Here is a 16,936-nt window from a genome sequence, read left to right as displayed (position 1 = left end):
CATGGCGACAACCGAAATCACGGCGCCGGAGACCGGGACGGAAGACTTCCGCGCTGAGGCCGCCGCCTGGCTCGCGGAAAATTTCGCCCCGTCCCTGGTCGGCAAGGAAAACCTTCTTGCCGTCATTGAAGGAGATTCGGATCCGGACCCGGAAGTCGCGGCCTGGAAGAAGGCCATGGGGGAGAAGGGTTGGGGAACGCCGACCTGGCCGAAAGCCTATGGTGGGGGTGGTCTCGACTCCAAGCAGGCGCGAATCCTCCAGGACGAGATGGCCAAGATCAATGCCTGGAACCCCATCGGTGGCCTGGGCGTGATGATGCTCGGGCCGACGCTTCTGGAATTTGCTTCCGAGGAACAAAAGCAGCGCTATGTCCCGCCGATCTGCCGCGGCGAGATCCGCTGGTGCCAGGGCTATTCCGAGCCGGGCGCCGGCTCCGACCTCGCCAGCCTGCAGACCAAGTGCGAGGACAGGGGTGATCACTGGCTGATCAATGGCCAGAAGACCTGGACGTCGGGCGGGCAATGGGCCGACTGGTGCTTCGCCCTGGTGCGCACCGACACCACCAAGAAGCATGAGGGCATCTCCTTCATCCTGCTGGACATGAAATCGCCGGGTGTCGAGGTGAAGCCGATCCAGATGATCTCCGGCGCCTCGCCCTTTTGCGAGACCTTCTTCACTGATGTGAAAGTTCCCAAGGACCAGATCGTCGGCGAGATCGGCCATGGCTGGACGATCGGCAAGCGATTGCTCCAGCACGAACGCACCAATCTCTCCGGCGGTGGCCGGATGGGCCGTGGCGGCGGTCCCTCGCTGGCCGATATCGCCAAGAATTATGTCGGTGTGGACGATCAGGGCCGGCTCGCGGACAGCGATCTGCGCAGCCGCATCATCAAGCACGACATGGAGGCGCGGGCCTTCCAGGCAACCGCGCGCCGGGTGACGGCGGAAGCCAAGAGCGGAGAGGTCTCGCTGGCGTCATCAATTCTGAAGAATGTCGGCGCCCGCATCACCCAGGAGCGCGCTGAGCTGACGTTGGAAATCATGGGCATGCAGGGACTGGGCTGGGAGGGCGATGGTTTCCATCCGCTGGAGCTGGGCTCCACCCGCGGCTGGCTCTGGGGCAAGGCCGTGTCGATTTATGGCGGCACGACGGAAATCCAGAACAATGTCATCGCCAAGCGCATCCTCGGGATGCTGGACCATCAATAGGACGGGGAGCAAACGCTATGGCCGTTTTGAATGAAGAACAGACAATGCTGCGTGACATGGCGCGGGACTGGGCCCGCAAGGAGTCGCCGGTCAAGGCCTATCGGAAGGTTCGCGACGCCGCCGAAGCGATCGGTTTCGACCCGCAGGCCTTTGCCAAGATGGCGGAAATGGGCTGGACCGGAGTGATCATTCCGGAAGTCCATGGGGGCTCGGATTTTGGTTATCTAAGCCTTGGACTCGTGCTCGAGGAGTGTGCGCGCACGCTGACGGCCAGCCCGCTCAATGCCTCCTCACTCGCGGCGACGAGTGCGCTGCTTCTGGGCGGCTCCGACGACCAGAAGGCAGCCTGGCTGCCCGGTATGGCCAGCGGTGAGACGATTGCCGCTCTGGCCGTGGATGAAGGTCCCCGACACGCACCAGACCAGATCAAGGCCCGCGCCGAGTAGGCCGGTGACGGCTGGATACTGAGCGGGGAGAAGTGTTTCGTCGCCGAGGGGGATGCGGCCAACCTGCTGATCGTGGCAGCGCAATATGAAGGCGGTGTCGGTCTCTTCCTGGTGCCGGCCGATGCCTCCGGCGTCACGGTCTCGACCCGCAAGCTGATCGATTTCCGCTCCCACGCGGCGATCACGCTGGACCAGGTCGCCCTGCCCGCGAATGCCCGGCTTGAATCCGGTGACGAGGCGCTGCTTGACGCTGTGCTCGACCGGGCCCGGGCCGGTGTTGCGGCGGAAATGCTGGGTCTCGCCGTGCAGTCATTCGAGGACACGCTGGACTATCTCAAGACCCGCTCCCAATTCGGCGAAATCCTGTCGCGCTTCCAGGCGCTGCAGCACCGCATGGCCAATCTCTTCACCGAGATCGAGTTGATGCGGTCCGTCGTCGAAGGGGCGATGGAAGCGATTGATGCCGGGCGGGATGACGTCCCGACCCGTGTCTCCCTAGCAAAGGCGACCGCCTGTCAGACCCTGAATCTCGTCTCGCGTGAACTGATCCAGCTGCATGGCGGAATCGGAATGACGGACGAGCATAGTTCCGGCTTCTATCTCAAGCGGGCCCGCATTCTCGAGGCCCAGTATGGCAATGGGGCCTTTCATCGCGAGCGCTTTGCCCGATTGAACGACTATTGAATGAAACGCCCACACCGCCTTCGCCCGCTGGTCCACCCGTGACCGGCGCGGTGGGGGATGTGACGACGCCCGAGGGGCGCGAGCAAGCCTATAGCGATTACGTCGAGGGCAATCTTCGTCGCAATTACATCGCACACTTTACCCACGGCATGCTGGGCATGACGGGGTTTCGCCTGATCTTTGCCCCGACCTTCGTGCCCGCCTACCTGCACATGCTGACCGGCTCACCCATTTTTGTCGGTCTCGGTCAGGCGTTGATCCAACTCGGCGCGATTGCCTCTCCGGTGATGGGGGCTGCCCATATCGAGCACCGACGCCGGGTGATGCCGGCGGCCATGACGATTGGCATTCTGATGCGGTTGCAGTTGCTGGGGCTGGCGGTGGCAGGTTGGTTCCTGACGGGGTCGGTCCTGGTCGCCGCAACCTTTGCCTTCCTGCTCTTCTTCGGCTTCTTCCTCGGCTCCCAACGCGTCGCTTTCCAGGTGCTCTTGTCGAAAGTGATCCCGATCCGCATGCGCGGACGATTGCAGGCCTGGCGAAACATCGCCGGTGGTGCAATCGCCGCGGCACTGTCCTGGTGGGCTGGGGTACATCTCATCGAGACAAATGCGCTGGGCAATGGATATGCGACGACCTTCATGGTCGCCTTTGTTCTGACCAGCCTGGGTCTCGGTGCGCTCTGGCTTTTTCTGCGCGAGCCGGAAAGCCCGACGGTGAAGCTCCAGATGGGTGTGCTGGCGCGGGTGCGCGAATTCCCGCAATTGCTGGTCGATCGCGATTACCGCAACTTCCTGATCGCCCAGATGCTGGCCACGGCCGGGCGGATCGTCATTCCCTTCTGCATCATCTATGCGGGTCGCAAGCTGGAGATTGATGGAGCCACGATCGGCCTGCTCTCGCTCGCCTTTCTCGGCGCCGATACGGTCACCAACCTGCTTTGGGGCACGCTGGGGGATCGTTATGGATTCCGGCTGGTCTTCATCCTCACCGTCGCGACCTGGGCGCTGTCACTGTTCGGCATGATCTTCGCCGAGGAAACCTGGCATTTCCTGTTGGCCTTCTTCGGACTGGGGGCCGCGGCGTCCGGCTATATGATGAGCTCAACGACGCTGGTGCTGGAATTCGGCAATCGCGATGACATCCCGATGCGTCTCGCGCTTTCCACGACGGTTGAAACGACCATGGCCACGATCGGGCCGGTGGTCGGCGGGGTCATCGCCAGTTTCGCCGGCCTGCTCCCGGTTTTCGTGATTTCGCTGGTCAGCCTGATTGCGAGCTTGCTCGTTCTAGTTTCCGCAGTACGCGAGCCGCGTCATCTGGGCGCCGAGTCCCATGATGCAGTGCAGCGTTGAATTCGCCTAATATAACTAGGGAAACGCCCCCTATCTCCTTGACTTGTGAAAATGCGATTGATCTAATCGAATGTGCGGTATGCAAAAAAACAAAGCAACCGCACCAGTCTGGGAGGAGATTATGACTGTTAAAGGTCTCATGCGTACGAGCAGCGCGTTGACGGCACTTGCCATGATGGCAGGTCTGTCCGCGACGGTGCAGGCGCAAGACGATGTGATCATCGTTACGGGTTCCGCGATCCGCGGCACCCCTGAGGACGCGGCGCTGCCTGTCGACGTCCTGTCTGCCGAAGAACTTGCTCGTCTGGGCAATCCGTCGCCGGTTGAGCTGATCAAGGCTCTTCCGGTTTCCAGTGGTGTTATTGGCGACACCAACCAGTTCGACAGCCGGTCGCAAGCCACCGAAGGCATGGCGTCCGTCAACCTGCGTGGCCTGAGCCCGCAGCGCACGCTGGTCTTGCTGAATAATCGTCGCCTTGTGCCGGCCGGGACGGGCGTCCCATTCGTCGATCTCAACCTTTTGCCCGCTGCGGCAATCGGCCGGATCGAGATTCTCAAGGATGGCGCCGCGGCGATCTACGGGTCTGACGCGATCGGGGGCGTGGTCAATTTCATCACCCGGTCTGACCAGGATGGATTCCGTTTCGGGGGAGACTATTCCTTCATTTCCGACACTGACGGCGATTACACGCTGCAAGGCAGTTTCGGACATCAGGGCGACAATTTCAGCCTTCTCATAGCCGCGGGCTATCAGCATCGTTCGGAGCTTCTTGCCCGGGATCGCGATTTTGCGGTTCAGGATTTTGAATCAAATCCGGAAGGTGGCTGGACGGGCGGCGGTAACCCGGCGACCTTCCTGCCGCTCGGCATAACTCCGGCCGGTTTCGGTCCGATCGGCGGCCTGCGCGCCGACCCTGATTGTGCCGCACTCGGTGGTTATGTCACCGCGATCGGATGGTGCCGGACCCAATATACCGGCTTCGACGCCCTCGTCGAAGAAGAGGACCGCTACCAGATCTGGACTGAGCTGGCTGTGGATCTCACCGACACGGTCGAGTGGGAGATGAGCCTTCTCTACGGGCATGACGAGGTGCCGCACTACCGGACCTCGCCGACCTATCTCCTGACCCAGGCGCCGACAGCAGGCGTGGGTGGGTCTCCCAGCGGATTTGTTGTGTCGGCTGCGAATCCCGGCTTCCAGCAAATGGTTGCCGAGAACCCCGGGATCGTTCCTGCCGGTACGCTTGCCGTACTCTTCCCGACCCTTTTGTTCCGACCGCTTCTTGCCGGCGGCAATCCGGCTTTCGCCGGAAACCCCGACAATCTGGGCTCGGCTACGGGCATTCGCCAGAATGAAAGCTTCCGGATCTCGACCGGGCTCAATGGTGAGCTGAATGACACGACGTCCTTTGACTTCAATGTCACCTATCACCGGTATGAGCGCTACTATGACGGTTATGACAGCTTTGGTGACCGCGTTCAGCTGGCGCTGAACGGTCTGGGTGGTCCGAATTGTGACCTGGCGACCGGGACGGCCGGCGTTGGCGGGTGTCAATTCTACAATCCGTTCGGCAACCAGGCGACGGCCAACGCCGTCACCGGTGCGGAACGGCCCGGGTCCGAGCCCAACCAGAACAGCGCAGAACTGATCAACTGGTTCTTCGTGCGGGGTTCGACCACGCTCGAGACCGAGCTCTTCGTTGCTGAAGGTACGATCAGCGGTGAGACCGGATGGGAGTTGGCCGGTGGGCAAGTCCTGTATGGCTTCGGTGGTCAGTACCGCCGGGAAACCTACTCGGCCGTGTATGGCGACAATAACAATATTGCCGTCAATCCCTGCCGCGATACGCCTGTAACCGGAAACACGACATGTGATCCGCAAACTGGTGCCTGGGCCTTCCTCGGCTCGAATGCCAATGGCGATGCTGACGGGGATGTCTATGCCCTGTTCGGTGAGTTGCAGCTGCCGGTTACGGATGACTTCAATGTCCAGCTTGCGGCTCGCTATGAGGATTATGGTGGCCAGACGGGCTCAACTTTCGATCCGAAGGTTACGGCGCGCTGGCAGATTTCCGAGGGCTTCGCCCTGCGCGGATCTGTCGGCACCACCTTCCGCGGCCCACCGCCACAGCAAACGGTCAACAGCAATGTGACCTCGCTGCAGGTGATCGCCTCAAGCTTCCGTCCTGTGGACGTCTTCGGCAATCCGGCCCTGGCGCCGGAATCGGCGACGAATTACTCGATCGGTGCCTTGTTCGCGACCGATAACTTCACGGCCAGTGTCGACTATTTCCGATACGATATTCAGGACACAATCAGCACAGAGCCTCTCTCGGGCATGGTCGCGACCCTGTTTGCGGATCCGACAAACTGTACGAACCCGGCCTTCGATGGTCTCAGGGAGCGGTTCCAGTTCAATGATGGCGGCGGCGTTGCCGGCGCCGGGACCTGCGCGGCGGCGAATATCGCTCGTGTCCGGACCCAGGTCGTCAATGGCGGTGATCTTACCAGCTCCGGTATCGACTTCATCATGAACTATGATTTCGGCGATGTTCTGGGCGGCTCGCTCAATGCCGGCATCACGGCCACCTACATGCTCGGCAATGAGCTTGGCGACGAAGTCGTCGAGGGTGTTGTCGTCCAGGAGGGCTTCGACGGCGTCGGCTTCATGAACTTCCAGACCACCGCTTACCCGGTGCCGGCCTGGAAGGGACGTGGTTTCCTGGAGTATACGGTCGGGAATATCGATACCCGCCTGACCTTCACCTATTCGGACAGCTATCGTGACCAGCGTGCCGATCTGGGTACGGGCCCGTTCGCTCCGAATCCGTACATTGCGGGTAATCCGGTGCTGATGCAGGGGGCCACGATCGACAGTCAGCTGACGACCGATTTCAACCTTCTCTATCATGTCGGCGACGCATCGACCTTCTCGTTCACGGCCATCAACCTGACCGATGAAGATCCGAGCTTCGCCCGCCAGGACTACAATTATGATCCCTTCACCGGTAACCCGGTCGGCCGGATCATCCGGGTTGGATTCAATACCGAATTCTGATCGGGACTGACCAACAAGAAGAGGGCCCCGACCGAGAGGTCGGGGCCCTTTTTCGTGTCTCGGCCTAGCCCTTGAAGGGTTTGGGCGGTGGAGAGAAGAGGCCGTAGGCCAGGGTCGATGCGTAATAGGCGAAGGCGGCATCGGGATCGATGCCGCGGATCCAGTCACGCAGGTCATAGGCCGAGTTCAGCGCGCCCATGATGGCCTGGCTGGCGACCAGCGGGTCAACGGAGCGCACCGAGCCCTCCGTAATGCCGTCAATCATCATGCCGGCGAAGCGACGGGCCATGCGATTGGAACGGTCCAGAACGTCATTGCGCAAATCAGTCGGCAGGGCCTGGAGCGCTGTCGTGCGAAGAAGCGGGAACTCACTGAAAAGCTGGACATTCAGCAGAGTGGCCATGGATGATGACAATTGCTGCCATTGATTGCCGCCGGCCTTGGTGGCTGCGCGCTGCACCAGTGAGACCCGTCCATAGGAGCGGCGGAAGCACTCCAGCACCAATTCATCCTTGGCTTCCAGATGGTGGTAGAAACTGCCCTTGGTGACGTTGAGTTCCGAGGCAATCTGTTCGACCGAGGCACCGCGATAGCCGCGCTCATTGATCAGGAAGGTGGCGGCGCGCGCGAAATTGCCCGGCATGCCTTCAATCCCGACCTTCAGTTCCGACTCGTCGATAGGCAGGAGTTCCGGCGTCCAGCCAGCGCCTTCGCGTGCGATGCCGTGCTCGAAAATCTCGATCATCCGGTGGATGATCCGATCATAATCGCCGGTCGAGTATTGTGACAGCCAGGCCGGAAGCCAGAACATGTTCTGGACCAGGACGTGGGCCCGGATCGTGCCGAGGATCTTCTCTTCCGGGGTTTTCGGTGCCTCGAAAAAGGTTCGGAGCTTCCGGAATACCTGAACATAGCGCGCCGTCAGTTCGCTGCCGAAGGGTTCGTTCAGGGCGCGTATGTCGGAAATCACCGCAATCGGGCGTTCAATCTCAGCATTGATGCGAGCCTGGAGATCGAAATTGAGGCGAATATAGCGCTCGACCCGCGCCTGCGGGGTCGGCTCGGCGGCGGCTTCTTCGACGAGCGCTTCGATCCGTTCGAGGGCCCGCTCAAGAACAGCCGCGGCCAGCAATTCCTTGCGTTTGAAATAGTAGGTGATGCTGGTCGTGTTGAGCTCGACCAGTTGGGCGACATCAACGAATGTCATGCCGCGCACACCGTGTCGGTTGATCAGTGTTGCCGCTGCGTCGAGAATCCGCTCGCGCTTCTGGTGGAAGCGGCGGGTCTTCGCTGGGTCCTCGGTTTTCGGAGTCGTATTCATATCATTCGCTTAGCAGAGTTTGTTGATATCGTCACGCAGTCGCCCGACAGTTCTGCCAATCACTCCTCTCTGCCTGGATAGCAAAATCGGTATGTATTTTTCCGACCTGCCGCCTGGCGTAGAAGGCATTGCGATTAAATCGTTTCTATCGATCTGCTCTGCCTTGCCTGACAGCATCCTAACCATTTACCGAGGAAACGGTATGGTCTAACTTTGCTGCAGCGCGGAATAGCCGCGCCCGCTATTGCACAATCAGGATGGGCCATGACTGCTGCGCCGGACGCCGTGACGCGTGAAAAGATCGATCTGGAGCGCCTCGCGCTCTGGCTTGAGGCTGCCATTCCCGGCTTTTCGGGGCCGGTCAGGCTGAGCAAATTCCCGGGCGGGCAATCCAATCCGACCTACCGTCTCGACGCTGCCAGCCAATCCTATGTCCTGCGCCGAAAACCTTTCGGGCCGACCCTGCCGTCGGCGCACGCCGTTGATCGAGAGCATCGCTTGATCGCCGCCCTGCATCCGACCGGCTTCCCGGTCGCACAGCCCTACGCCCTGTGCGAGGACGACGCCGTGATCGGCGCCAAGTTCTACGTTATGGAGCTGGTTGATGGCCGCTCACTGGCGGATGGCTCATTGCCCGACGAGACGCCGTCCGCGCGCGGCGACATGTATCGGGCCCTGACACGTGCGCTGGCCGACCTGCACACGCTCGATCATGAAGCCGTCGGTCTCGCCGATTACGGTCGACCGGGGAATTATTTCGAGCGCCAGGTCGGGCGGTGGACCAAACAATACCGGGCCGCGCAGACCGATGATATTCCGGAAGTCGAGGGCCTGATTGAATATCTGCCACGTACCGTACCGGAGCAGACGCGCACGTCGATCATTCATGGTGATTTTCGTATCGACAATGCGCTTTTCGAGCCCGAGGGAACCCGCATCAAGGCCGTGCTCGACTGGGAGCTCTCGACGCTGGGCGACCCGCTCGCCGACTTTACCTACTACGCCATGCAATGGGCGATGCCGTCCGGCGATGGCGGGGCGGGTCTGGCTGGAATCGACTTCGCTGCGACCGGAATTCCGACGCTGGAGGACACCGTCGCGCTCTATTGCGAACGAACCGGTCGCGACAATGTGCCGACGATGGACTGGTATTTTGCCTACAACCTCTTCCGCCTGGTCGGCATCGTCCAGGGTATCAAGAAGCGGATGAGTGACGGCAATGCCTCGAGCGACAAGGCCGAGGCGACTGTCGCCCGGCTGGTCCCGCTGGCGACGGCGGCCTGGGACTTCGCCCGCAAGGCCGGCGCGTGACAATCGGCCAAGCCGCAAACCAACAAATCGGGGGAGCCGACATGTCCATGTTCAGCCTGGCGGGCAAGACCGCCCTTGTTACCGGAGCGGGTTCCGGCATCGGGCGTGCGTCTGCCATCCTCTTCGCCGAAGCCGGTGCCCGGATCCTGGCTTGTGACAAGTCCGAGGCCGTGAACGAAACCGTCGAGGCTATTGTCGCGGCTGGCGGCGAGGCGCGCGCACGCATCATGGATGCCGGTGTCGAGGCCGATGTCATCGACGCCATTGCCGAGGCTGTGGAGGCTTTTGACAGGCTTGACGTCATCTACGCCAATGCCGGTATTACGGGCGGGTTGCCCGGGTTTTTCGATACAACGGTCGAAACCTGGTCTGAGGTGCTCCGTGTCAATCTGATCGGGCCATTCCTCGCGATCAAACATGGCGCGCCGGCGCTGATGAAGTCCGGTGGCGGTTCGATCATCTGTACCGCATCCGTCGCCGGATTGCGCTATGGCGCCGGACCGGTCGCCTACTCCGCGTCCAAGGCCGGGGTGATCAATCTGGTTCAGCACGCCTGTCAGAGTCTGGTCGGGTCGGGCATACGCGTGAACGCGATCTGTCCGGGTCTGACCGAAACCGGAATGACGAAGCCCCTCTATGATCATGCCCGTGCCGCGGGCAAGGAGGGCCGAATCGGCCAGCTCAATCCGCTACAGCGCGGCGGCCTGCCGGAGGAGATCGCGGCGACGGCACTCTTCCTCGCATCGCCGGCATCCAGCTATGTCGATGGACAGGCAATCGCGGTTGATGGCGGATTGTCGACTTCACACCCGGTCGCGCCCTCGACCCAATTGGCGGCTCATGCCGCCCTCGACGCCCTCAAGGATGATTGATGTCCCTTCCGCAAATCCTTGCCGATGCCCGCGCTGGAGACGGCGAATTGACGGCGCAAATCCCCGATACCTGGATGCAGGGTCGAACCGCTTATGGCGGGCTGACCGCGGCGATAGCCCTCGAGGCGGCGCTGCGCTCCCAGCCGGACTTGCCGCCCTTGCGTTCGACGCAGATTGCCTTTGTCGGGCCCCTGTCCGGGGAAGTCACGGTCAAGACCGAGTTGCTGCGTCGCGGTCGGACCGCAGCCTTCATCGAGGCGAATGTCTATGGTGATGGCAAGCTCGGGCTCAAGGCGCTGTTCGTCTTCATGATCGGGCTGGAGTCCAGCATTGATTATGCTGAAACGACGCGGCCCGAGGTCCCGGACTATGCCGAGGCCGCGCCGGCCAGGGCTAATCCCGATCCGAAATTCTTCACCAATAACCTGGTCTATCGTCATGGCCTGCCAATCGAGCATCGCCACACGCCTGACTTCTTGCGTTGGGTTCGCCTGAAGGAGCGCGACGGGCTGCACCCGATGGTGGAACTGATGGCGATTGGCGACGCGCTGCCGCCGGCAGCCATGGCGCTGTTTGAGAAACCGGGCCCGATCAGCTCGATGACCTGGCAGATCAATCTGCTCAATGCCGAGCCGGCCACAACGGATGGCTGGTGGCTCAGCCGTTCGACGGCGGATCTGGCCCGGCATGGCTCGTCGAGTCAGATCATGCAGGTCTGGAATGCCGATCGCGACCTCGTCATCACCGGCATGCAGAGCGTGGCGATCTTCGTCTGAGCCGATCGACGAGCGGGGCAAGTCCCGCCGCGCCCGCTGTTCAGGACTGCTCCGCTTCGAAAAGTGCTCTCAGTTCGGTCTTCACGATCTTGCCATTGGCATTGCGTGGCAGCGTCTCGTCGGAGAACAGGATGCGGACCGGCGTCTTGAAAATGGCCAGACGCTCGCGCACCCAGGCCTTGAGCTCGTCTTCGCTGGCGCTATGGCCCGGGGCGAGGTGGACGACGGCGGCCGGTTCCTCGCCCAGCGTGCGGTGTGGCAGGCCGATGAGGGCAGCGTCGGTGACCGCCGGGTGTTCGTAGAGAACATTCTCGACCTCGGTCGAATAGATATTCTCGCCACCGCGGATGATCATGTCCTTGGCGCGGTCGACGATGAAGCAGAAGCCTTCTTCATCGACGCGGGCCAAATCGCCTGTGCGGATCCAGCCATTGATGAAGGTCTCTGCCGTCGCTTCCGGATTATTCCAGTAGCCAGCCACAATCTGAGGGCCGCGCGCCCACAACTCACCCACTTCGCCGACTGGAAGCTCGCGGCTGCCATCAGGCGCCATGATCTTGATGTCCGACACGGCGACGGGCGGGCCGCAACTGTCAGGCCGATTGAGATAGTCCTCGGAGGAGTGGCTGGTCACGGTCGCCGAGGTTTCGGTCATGCCCCAGCCATTGCCGGGCAGGGCGCCGAACACTTCCTTGATCTTGCGGACCAGATCCGGGGCCGAGGGCGCGCCGCCATAGGCAATCGCCTCGAGAGAGGAGAGGTCGTATTTCTCGCGATCGGGATGTTCGATCAGCTGCCAGGCGATGGTTGGCACGCCGCCTGTCGTATTGACCTTCTCCCGTTCGATGATCTGGAAGGCCTGGACGACATCCCATCTGGGCATGAAGACCATGCTGTGGCCGGCGAAGATCGCTCCCATCAGGCCGGCATTGCAGGCCGTGACATGGAAAAGCGGAATCACGGTCAGCATGACTTTCGGTGTCGGCGCCGGCGGGGTCTCGCCACGCCTGAGGCAGGCCCGGGCTGCCGCATAGGCAGAAGACAGAATATTGGTCAGGATATTGCGATGCGTGCCCAGGGCCCCCTTGGGATTGCCGGTTGTGCCACTGGTGTAGAAAATTGTGGCAGGATCGTCCGGCTCGATCTTGACGATTGGGAGGTCGCCATCGGGCAGTTCGGCATATCGACCCGGCGTGCCGATCAGGTCTTCGAGCCGACGCGCCGGGCTTCCCGGTGCGCTGTCGTCGCGGCTGACCAGAATGTGCGCGAGGTCCGGCAGCTTATCGACCTCCGGAGCGATGCGGGCCCAGCGTTCTGCGTCGCAGATCAGGGCCTTGGCACCCGAGTTTTTGAGGCCATAGCCGAGTTCCGCGCCCGTCCACCAGGCATTGAGAGGGACGATGATCGCGCCCAGACTCGTGACGGCGAAGAAAGCGACCGGCCATTCCGGCAGGTTTCGCATGGCGAGGCCGACCCGGTCGCCCTTGCCAATGCCCATGGCGGCAAGCTCGGCCGCCAGGGCGCGCGTGGCCCGGAACCAGGCCTCATAGCTGACACGCTCGTCCTCGTGGATCGTGAAGGTCTGATCGCCGTGACCTCGCGCGTGGCGGGCCAGTTCGGGGAGGCTGCCGAGGGCGTGTTTCCAGGTCCGGGTTTCGACGCCGCGAATGGTGACGGTGTCCATCGCGAACTTGGCGTCAGGTGCGCACAGAAGCGCATTCGCCTGCTCTAGCGTGCAAGCCGGCCAGTCGCCTGGCGCAAGCAGATCGCCAGCCTCTGGGGCCGCTGTGTCCTGATTTTCCATCCCCCACAAAATCCTGTTTCGGGTTTGCTTCCATAATTGTTGTGCCGACGATAATGTCGAACGATATTTATCACAAGGGCTACGCATCCCGCCCTAGCGCGGCCTGTGCTTGTCTACTATATCGAAGGCAGGGTATGTAGCCTTGTCAGTGCGTTGCGGCCAGGTTTCGTAACGTGAAACACGCCACTGGAACGCCCCGGAGCGGGCGGTGAAACAGGAGAACGGGATGTCGGTTGTCACAACGCGCCAGGACGGGGACGTGCTCGTCGTCACCTCGAACAATCCGCCGGTCAATGCACTCGGTCAGGCGGTCCGAGCCGGGCTCGCCGAGGCGATGGCGACGGCGGCCTCGGATGACTCGATCAAGGCGGTGGTGATTACGTGTGAGGGTCGGACTTTCTTCGCCGGCGCTGATATCACCGAGTTCGGCAAACCGCCGGTCGGACCGTCGCTTCCCGAGGTGATCGATACGATCGAAGCCAGCAAGAAGCCGGTGGTCGCGGCCATTCACGGCACCGCACTGGGGGGTGGTCTGGAAGTCGCGCTGGGTTGCCATTACCGGATCGCGGTCGCGTCCGCCAAGCTCGGCCTGCCGGAAGTGAAGCTTGGTCTTCTGCCGGGTGCCGGCGGAACGCAGCGCCTTCCCCGAGTGGTTGGCGTCGAGGCGGCCCTGCCCATGATCGTCAAGGGCGATCCAATTCCCGCGGCTGCCGCTGAGCGTATCGGTCTCGTCGACAAGCTTGTGGCCGATGACCAACTGGCAGAGAGCGGTGTGGCTTTCGCGAAGCATGTGATCGGGTCGGACAGCCATCCGGTTTCCAGCGCGCGCGCCGACAAGATCGAGTCCGGCTTGGGCGAGGAATTCTTCGATAGTTTCCGCAAGACCGAGATGCGCCGCCTCAAGGATTTTGAAGCGCCGGAAGCCTGTCTCCAGGCGGTCCGCGCCGCCGCTGAAATGCCTTTCTCGGATGGCGTGAAGAAAGAGCGTGAGCTCTTTGGCAAGTTGGTGACGGGGACCCAGTCCCGGGCCTTGCGCCATGTCTTCTTTGCCGAGCGCGCGGCCAGCAAGATCGATGACATTCCGGCCGACACGCCGGTTTTGCCGATCAATCGCGTCGGCATTCTCGGCGCGGGCACAATGGGCGGCGGCATCGCCATGAACTTCCTGTCGGCCGGTATTCCGGTGACCCTTCTCGAGCGCGAACAGGATGCGCTCGATCGCGGCGTGTCCATCATTCGCAAGAATTATGAGCGCTCCGCCGCTCGCGGCAAGTTCACCGCCGAACAGGTCGAGCAATGCATGGGTCGCCTGACGCCGACGCTCGAGATGGAGGATCTGGCCGATAGCGATCTGGTGATCGAGGCTGTCTTCGAGAATATGGATGTGAAGAAGGAGGTCTTCACCAAGCTGGACGCGATCGTGAAGCCGGGCGCCATTCTCGCTTCCAATACCTCCTATCTGAATGTCGACGAGATGGCGGCTGTCACCACGCGGCCTGACCATGTGCTGGGCCTGCACTTCTTCTCGCCTGCCAATGTCATGCGCTTGCTGGAGATTGTTCGCGCCGCGAAGACGGCCCCGGCGGTTCTGAAAACGGCGATGGCGTTGTCCAAGAAGATCGGCAAGGTCGCCGTGGTCTCGGGCGTTTGTCACGGATTCATCGGCAACCGCATGCTGTCCCCGCGTCAGCAGGCAGCCAATGCCATGCTGATGCAGGGTATCAAGCCGTGGGAGGTCGACAATTCGCTGACCGATTTCGGCATGCCAATGGGGCCGTTCCAGATGGCCGACCTGGCTGGCCTGGATCTCGGCTGGAACAGGGAGGCATCCAACAGTGAAACCATTCGCGATGTCCTGTGCGAGCGTGATCGTCGCGGTCAGAAGACAGGCAAGGGCTTCTACGACTACGACGAAAACCGTCGCCGGACGCCGTCCGCCGAGGTCGAGGAGGTCATAGCCGGCTTTGTCGCCAAGGCCGGCGAAACGCCGCAATCCTATTCAGCCGAGGAAATCCGCAACCGGCTGCTCTTCCCGATGGTGAATGAGGGCGCGAAAATACTCGAGGAAGGCATGGCCCAGCGTGCTTCGGACATCGATACCGTCTGGATCAATGGCTATGGTTGGCCAGCCTATACAGGCGGACCCATGTTCTGGGCGGATATGATTGGTCTCGACGTTGTCGTCGAAGGTCTGAAGAGCTTTGGACACGAGGTTTCGCCCTATCTCGCTGACAAGGCGGCCAAGGGTGATCGGTTCAACGGCTAGGACCGGCAGCGCCAGCACGCGGGTCGGGGCGGGCCCTATTCCTTGCCGGGTCCGCTCCAGCCTTTTCGGCGCAATTCGGCCTTCACGGCCTCGGTGTGTTCGCCGAGACCGGGCGCGCGTGTCGTGGCGCCTGTCTCGCTGTCTGACATGCGGATCGGCGAGCGCAGACCGGGGATACCATCCGACTCGATCGACAGGCCGCGGGCCTGGACTTGCGGATCCTGGAAGGCTTCGCCGATCGTATTGATCGGGCCGGCAGGGACACCATTGGTTTCAAGCATCGCCAGCGCGTCCTCGCGGGACATGAGGATGAGCTTGTCCGCCATCACGGCTGCGAGGTCTGCCCGGTTGCCAACGCGCTGGGCATTGGTCTGGTTGGCCTCGCGAACGGCCTCGTCCATCGCCAGGGCCCGACTCAACCGGTCGAACTGGCTGTCATTGCCGCAGGCGATGATGATGTGTCCGTTCGAACAGGTGAATTCCTGATAGGGCACGATGGAGGGGTGGGCATTGCCGATCCGGCGGGGCGGTGTGCCCGTGGCAAGATAGTTCATCGCCTGATTGCCCAGTACGCCGATCATCGAATCGAGCAACGCCATGTCGATGAATTGCCCGCGCCCCGTGCGCTCACGCTGCGCGAGCGCCGCCTGGATGGCGATCGTGGCATAGAGGCCGGTGAACACGTCGGCGAAGGCGACGCCGAGGCGCTGGGGCGGCCCGTCGGCTTCGCCGGTGATGTCCATGACGCCGCTCATGGCCTGGATGGCGAGGTCATAACCGGCCCGGTGGGCATAGGGACCGGTCTGGCCAAATCCGGTAACCGAGCAATAGACCAGCCGCGGGTGCTCGGCGACGAGACTGGCATGATCGAGCCCGAATTTCTCCAACCCGCCAACCTTGAAATTCTCGACCACGACATCGGCGTCGGCGATGAGCGCGCGAACGAAATCGAGATCCTCTGCCTTGCGGAAGTCTGCGGTGACCGAGCGTTTGCCGCGATTGCAGGAATGGTAATAGGCCGCCGATCGCCCGCTTTCATGATCGATCCAGGGCGGGCCCCAGCTGCGGGTGTCGTCGCCGGCCGGGCTTTCCACCTTGATCACGTCGGCGCCGAGATCAGCGAGGGTCTGTCCAACCCAGGGGCCGGCCAGGATGCGGGCGAGCTCGACCACTTTCAGGCCGGTCAACGCGCGATCCGGCGCGGAACTCATTGCGTGATTTCGCCGGTATCGAGGAAGGGCGCAGCATCGAGTCCTTCCGCGTCCATCAACTCGGCGATTCTTTGCAGTGAAGCGATCAGCATATTCTGTTCCCAGGGCTGCAGTTTGCGGAAGGAACGCAGGAAGCCGGCCTGGAGAAGCTCCGGGGCATTTTCACCGGCCGCGCGGCCGGTATCGGTCAATCTGGCCATGACCACGCGCTTGTCCGTGTCGCTCTTCACGCGTTCCACCAGCCCGGCCTGGGTCAAGCGATCGAGGATCGAGGTAATGGTCGCCTGGCTGAGCGACACGGCTCGTGCAATCGCGCTGGGCGACAAGTCCCCGCGCTTGCGAAGCGTGTCGATCACGACCAGCTGCGGTGCGGTAAGCCCGGTCGCTTTGACCAGGCGTTTTGATTGCAGATCAATGGCGCGGGTAATGCGCCGAAGGGCCACAAGGATTTCGTCGTGATCGCTCATGCGTGTCGCCTGTTTGGTTCTGCCTTTTGATGTATCGCCAGCCTTGCCGCATTCCAACAGGTTTGCGCGTGTCGCGTGCAATTCATCTGTTTTGATCTCGAAGAAGCAAGGCCCGCCATTGTTTTGATCTCAAAGAAGCAAGGCCAGCCATGGCGAGA

General features: G+C 62.0%; 11 protein-coding genes and 1 pseudogene. 8 read left to right on the top strand and 4 right to left on the bottom strand.

Annotated features, from left to right (window positions below):
- The first annotated feature begins 1 nt into the window (after position 1).
- From QZ266_RS03010 to QZ266_RS02990, 4 genes and pseudogenes are all read left to right on the top strand, one after another.
- Positions 2 to 1,210 carry an acyl-CoA dehydrogenase family protein gene (locus QZ266_RS03010; protein WP_295691538.1) on the top strand — a complete coding sequence of 403 codons (1,209 nt, stop codon included), beginning with the start codon at positions 2 to 4 and terminating at the stop codon, positions 1,208 to 1,210.
- A gap of 17 nt (positions 1,211 to 1,227) precedes the next feature.
- Positions 1,228 to 2,340, top strand: a pseudogene (locus tag QZ266_RS15310) (acyl-CoA dehydrogenase family protein).
- A gap of 59 nt (positions 2,341 to 2,399) precedes the next feature.
- Positions 2,400 to 3,692: an MFS transporter gene (locus tag QZ266_RS02995; protein WP_295691532.1), complete on the top strand. Its 1,293-nt coding sequence runs from the start codon at positions 2,400 to 2,402 to the stop codon at positions 3,690 to 3,692.
- Positions 3,693 to 3,813: 121 nt separating this feature from the next.
- On the top strand, positions 3,814 to 6,750 hold the full coding sequence (locus QZ266_RS02990; protein WP_295691530.1) for a TonB-dependent siderophore receptor: 2,937 nt from the start codon (positions 3,814 to 3,816) through the stop codon (positions 6,748 to 6,750).
- A gap of 64 nt (positions 6,751 to 6,814) precedes the next feature.
- Here the strand turns inward: QZ266_RS02990 and QZ266_RS02985 are convergent, their stop codons facing one another.
- Positions 6,815 to 8,071, bottom strand: a complete 1,257-nt coding sequence (locus QZ266_RS02985) for a TetR/AcrR family transcriptional regulator (RefSeq protein ID WP_295691528.1) — start codon at positions 8,069 to 8,071, stop codon at positions 6,815 to 6,817.
- A 264-nt stretch (positions 8,072 to 8,335) separates the two neighbouring features.
- Here QZ266_RS02985 and QZ266_RS02980 point away from each other — a divergent pair, with 264 nt between their 5' ends.
- From QZ266_RS02980 to QZ266_RS02970, 3 genes are read left to right on the top strand one after another with little or no spacing between them, the layout of a single operon-like run.
- Positions 8,336 to 9,382 (top strand): phosphotransferase family protein, encoded by a 1,047-nt coding sequence (locus QZ266_RS02980; protein ID WP_295691526.1) that lies wholly within the window; start codon positions 8,336 to 8,338, stop codon positions 9,380 to 9,382.
- A gap of 47 nt (positions 9,383 to 9,429) precedes the next feature.
- Entirely contained in the window at positions 9,430 to 10,254 is an 825-nt protein-coding gene (locus tag QZ266_RS02975; RefSeq protein WP_366523931.1) for an SDR family NAD(P)-dependent oxidoreductase, read from the top strand.
- On the top strand, positions 10,254 to 11,030 hold the full coding sequence (locus QZ266_RS02970) for a thioesterase family protein (RefSeq protein WP_295691522.1): 777 nt from the start codon (positions 10,254 to 10,256) through the stop codon (positions 11,028 to 11,030). The genes QZ266_RS02975 and QZ266_RS02970 overlap by 1 nt, the downstream gene beginning before the upstream one ends.
- A 40-nt stretch (positions 11,031 to 11,070) precedes the next feature.
- Here QZ266_RS02970 and QZ266_RS02965 read toward each other — a convergent pair whose 3' ends face one another.
- Positions 11,071 to 12,834 carry a class I adenylate-forming enzyme family protein gene (locus QZ266_RS02965; protein ID WP_295691520.1) on the bottom strand — a complete coding sequence of 588 codons (1,764 nt, stop codon included), beginning with the start codon at positions 12,832 to 12,834 and terminating at the stop codon, positions 11,071 to 11,073.
- A 226-nt stretch (positions 12,835 to 13,060) separates the two neighbouring features.
- Between QZ266_RS02965 and QZ266_RS02960 the strand changes: the two genes are divergently transcribed.
- Positions 13,061 to 15,100 carry a 3-hydroxyacyl-CoA dehydrogenase NAD-binding domain-containing protein gene (locus QZ266_RS02960; RefSeq protein ID WP_295691519.1) on the top strand — a complete coding sequence of 680 codons (2,040 nt, stop codon included), beginning with the start codon at positions 13,061 to 13,063 and terminating at the stop codon, positions 15,098 to 15,100.
- A gap of 35 nt (positions 15,101 to 15,135) precedes the next feature.
- Here the strand turns inward: QZ266_RS02960 and QZ266_RS02955 are convergent, their stop codons facing one another.
- Together QZ266_RS02955 and QZ266_RS02950 are read right to left on the bottom strand one after the other, a co-directional pair.
- Entirely contained in the window at positions 15,136 to 16,311 is a 1,176-nt protein-coding gene (locus QZ266_RS02955) for a CaiB/BaiF CoA-transferase family protein (protein WP_295691517.1), read from the bottom strand.
- Positions 16,308 to 16,778 carry a MarR family winged helix-turn-helix transcriptional regulator gene (locus QZ266_RS02950; protein WP_295691516.1) on the bottom strand — a complete coding sequence of 157 codons (471 nt, stop codon included), beginning with the start codon at positions 16,776 to 16,778 and terminating at the stop codon, positions 16,308 to 16,310. The genes QZ266_RS02955 and QZ266_RS02950 overlap by 4 nt, the downstream gene beginning before the upstream one ends.
- Between the last annotated feature and the right edge of the window lie 158 nt (positions 16,779 to 16,936).

Origin of the sequence: uncultured Maricaulis sp., from assembly GCF_905480005.1 — a bacterium.
GTDB lineage: Bacteria > Pseudomonadota > Alphaproteobacteria > Caulobacterales > Maricaulaceae > Maricaulis.
The sequence above is the reverse complement of the archived record's forward strand: the minus strand, read 5'-3'. Positions and strand labels throughout refer to the sequence as shown.

Coding starts and splice junctions, on each gene's coding strand:
- QZ266_RS02990 (WP_295691530.1), top strand. CDS start 3,814: ATGACTGTTAAAGGTCTCATGCGTACGAGCAGCGCGTTGACGGCACTT.
- QZ266_RS02970 (WP_295691522.1), top strand. CDS start 10,254: ATGTCCCTTCCGCAAATCCTTGCCGATGCCCGCGCTGGAGACGGCGAA.
- QZ266_RS02950 (WP_295691516.1), bottom strand. CDS start 16,778: ATGAGCGATCACGACGAAATCCTTGTGGCCCTTCGGCGCATTACCCGC.
- QZ266_RS02980 (WP_295691526.1), top strand. CDS start 8,336: ATGACTGCTGCGCCGGACGCCGTGACGCGTGAAAAGATCGATCTGGAG.
- QZ266_RS02960 (WP_295691519.1), top strand. CDS start 13,061: ATGTCGGTTGTCACAACGCGCCAGGACGGGGACGTGCTCGTCGTCACC.
- QZ266_RS03010 (WP_295691538.1), top strand. CDS start 2: ATGGCGACAACCGAAATCACGGCGCCGGAGACCGGGACGGAAGACTTC.
- QZ266_RS02965 (WP_295691520.1), bottom strand. CDS start 12,834: ATGGAAAATCAGGACACAGCGGCCCCAGAGGCTGGCGATCTGCTTGCG.
- QZ266_RS02955 (WP_295691517.1), bottom strand. CDS start 16,311: ATGAGTTCCGCGCCGGATCGCGCGTTGACCGGCCTGAAAGTGGTCGAG.
- QZ266_RS02975 (WP_366523931.1), top strand. CDS start 9,430: ATGTTCAGCCTGGCGGGCAAGACCGCCCTTGTTACCGGAGCGGGTTCC.
- QZ266_RS02985 (WP_295691528.1), bottom strand. CDS start 8,071: ATGAATACGACTCCGAAAACCGAGGACCCAGCGAAGACCCGCCGCTTC.